A 2,425-nucleotide genomic window follows, 5' to 3' on the forward strand; every position below is an offset into this window, starting at 1 on the left:
GTGGGGCGGGAGTCGGGTGTGGCGTTGGCGCTGCCGCGTTCGGTGGAGTCGGTGGTGGGGTTGCTGGCGGTGCTGAAGGCCGGCGGGGTGTACCTCCCGCTGGACGCCGAGTACCCCGCCGACCGCACCGCCGACACCCTGGCGGACTCCCGTCCGTCGCTGGTGCTGACCGACCCGCGGTGGCCGCTGCCCGAGGTCCTGGCGGGCCTGCGGACGCTGGACGTCACCGAGGACGGCCCCGGCCCCGAGAGCGATCCGGCCCCCCGCGTCACCGCGCAGGATGCGGCGTATGTGATTCACACGTCGGGTTCGACGGGTCGTCCGAAGGGTGTGGTGGTGTCGCACGGGAGCCTGGCTGCTCTGTTGGCGGCGCATCGTGTCGGTGTGATGGCGGGTCGGGTGCGGTCGCGGGTGGCGTTGACGGCGTCGTTGTGCTTCGACGCGTCGTGGGATGGCCTTCTCTGGCTGGTGGCCGGGCATGAGCTGCACCTGGTCGGTGATGAGGTACGCCGGGATGCGGCAGCGCTGGTGCGCCATGTCGGGGAGTGCGGTATCGGGGTGCTGGAGGTGACGCCGTCCTACGCCGAACAGCTGGTGGAGGAGGGGTTGTTGGCCGAGTCGGCGCCGGAGCTGTTGCTGCTCGGTGGTGAGGCGGTGGGCCAGGCCCTGTGGACCACCCTGCGGGAGGCTCCGGCGACGGAGGCGTACAACCTGTACGGGCCGACGGAGGCGACGGTGGACACGCTCGTCCACCCGCTGGCCGCGACGGAGCAGCCGGTGCTGGGCCGTACGGTCGCCGGGACGCAGGCCTATGTGCTGGACGAGTGGTTGAACCCGGTGCCGGCCGGGGTGCCCGGTGAGCTGCACCTGGCGGGGGCGGGTCTGGCCCGGGGGTATCTGAACCGGCCGGGGCTGACCGCGGAGCGGTTCGTGGCCTGCCCGTTCGCGTCTGGGGAGAGGATGTACCGCACCGGCGACCTGGTGCGCCGCTCCCGCGAGGGTGAGCTGGAGTACCTGGGCCGCACCGACCAGCAGGTCAAGATCCGTGGCTTCCGGATCGAACTCGGCGAGATCGAACAGGTGCTGGTCCGCCACGACGCCGTCCGCCAGGCGGTCGTCACCACCCGGGAGAGCGACGACGGCGACCGCCGGCTGGTGGCCTACTGCGCGGTGACCGAGCAGCTCCCTGGGATCGCCCTCGACCTGCGGGAGTTCGTCGCCCGGGCACTGCCCGGCTACATGGTGCCGGCCGCCGTCGTCCCGCTCACCGCCCTGCCGCTCACCGGCAGCGGAAAGGTGGACCACCGGGCCCTGCCGGCGCCGGACTTCGCGGAGTTCGCGGGTGGCCGGGCGGCGCGGACGGCGGCGGAGGAGATCCTCTGCGGGCTGTTCGCCGAGGTCCTGGGGATCGCCGGGGTCGGCATCGACGACGACTTCTTCGCGCTTGGTGGTCATTCCCTGCTGGCGACGCGGCTGTTGAGCCGGGTGCGGTCGGTGCTGGGGGTGGAGCTGGGGGTGCGGGATGTGTTCGAGGCGCCGACGGTGGCGGGGCTCGCGGCCCGTTCGGGTGCCGGGGTCGGTCGTCTGGTGCTGTCGGGGGGCGTCGAGCGTCCGGAGCGGGTGCCGCTGTCGTTCGCGCAGCAGCGGTTGTGGCTGATCGACCGGATGGAGGGCCCGAGCGGGCTCTACAACCTCCCCGTGCTGCTCCGCTTGGGCGGCGAGTTGGATGTGGCGGCGCTGGAGGCGGCGCTGGGTGATGTGGTGGCGCGGCACGAGAGTTTGCGCACGCTCGTGGCCGAGGTGGACGGCGAGCCGTACCAGCGGATCCTGCCGCCCGAGGAGGCCCGGGTCACCGTCGAGGTCCTGCCCGTGGGCACCGACCCCGAGAGCTGCGTCGACCGGCCGTTCGACCTGTCCGCCGACCTGCCCATGCGCGTCCAGGTGATTCCGGGCGGGTCCGACGGAGACCTGCTGGTGCTGGTGCTGCACCACATCGCCGGTGACGGCTGGTCGATGGGTCCGTTGCTGCGGGATCTGTCGACGGCGTACGCGGTGCGGTCCGGGGGCGAGGTGCCGGTGGTGGAGCCGCTGCCGGTGCAGTACGCGGACTACGCGCTCTGGCAGCGCGGGCTGCTGGGGGAGGAGTCGGATTCCGGGAGTGTGCTTTCGCGTCAGTTGGATTACTGGCGCGGGGTGTTGGACGGCCTTCCGGAGGAGTTGGCGTTGCCGGTGGATCGTGCGCGTGGTGTGGTGGCGTCGCACCGGGGCGACCGGGTGGTGCTGCCGCTGGGTGTGGAGCTGCATCGTGGGTTGGTGGGGCTGTCGCGTGCGCATCGGGTGACGTTGTTCATGACGGTGCAGGCGGCGTTGGCGGCGTTGTTGACCCGGTTGGGTGCGGGGACGGATGTGCCGATCGGCACGGTGG

The 2,425-nt window shown here is 72.2% G+C and carries 1 protein-coding gene; it reads left to right on the forward strand.

Annotation, left to right across the window (positions count from 1 at the left end):
- Positions 1-54: 54 nt before the first annotated feature.
- Positions 55-2,425 (forward strand): amino acid adenylation domain-containing protein (locus ACFV61_RS35545; RefSeq protein ID WP_380496285.1); only part of this gene is annotated, 2,371 nt, incomplete at its 3' end.

Source organism: Kitasatospora sp. NPDC059817 (assembly GCF_042731835.1).
GTDB lineage: Bacteria > Actinomycetota > Actinomycetes > Streptomycetales > Streptomycetaceae > Kitasatospora.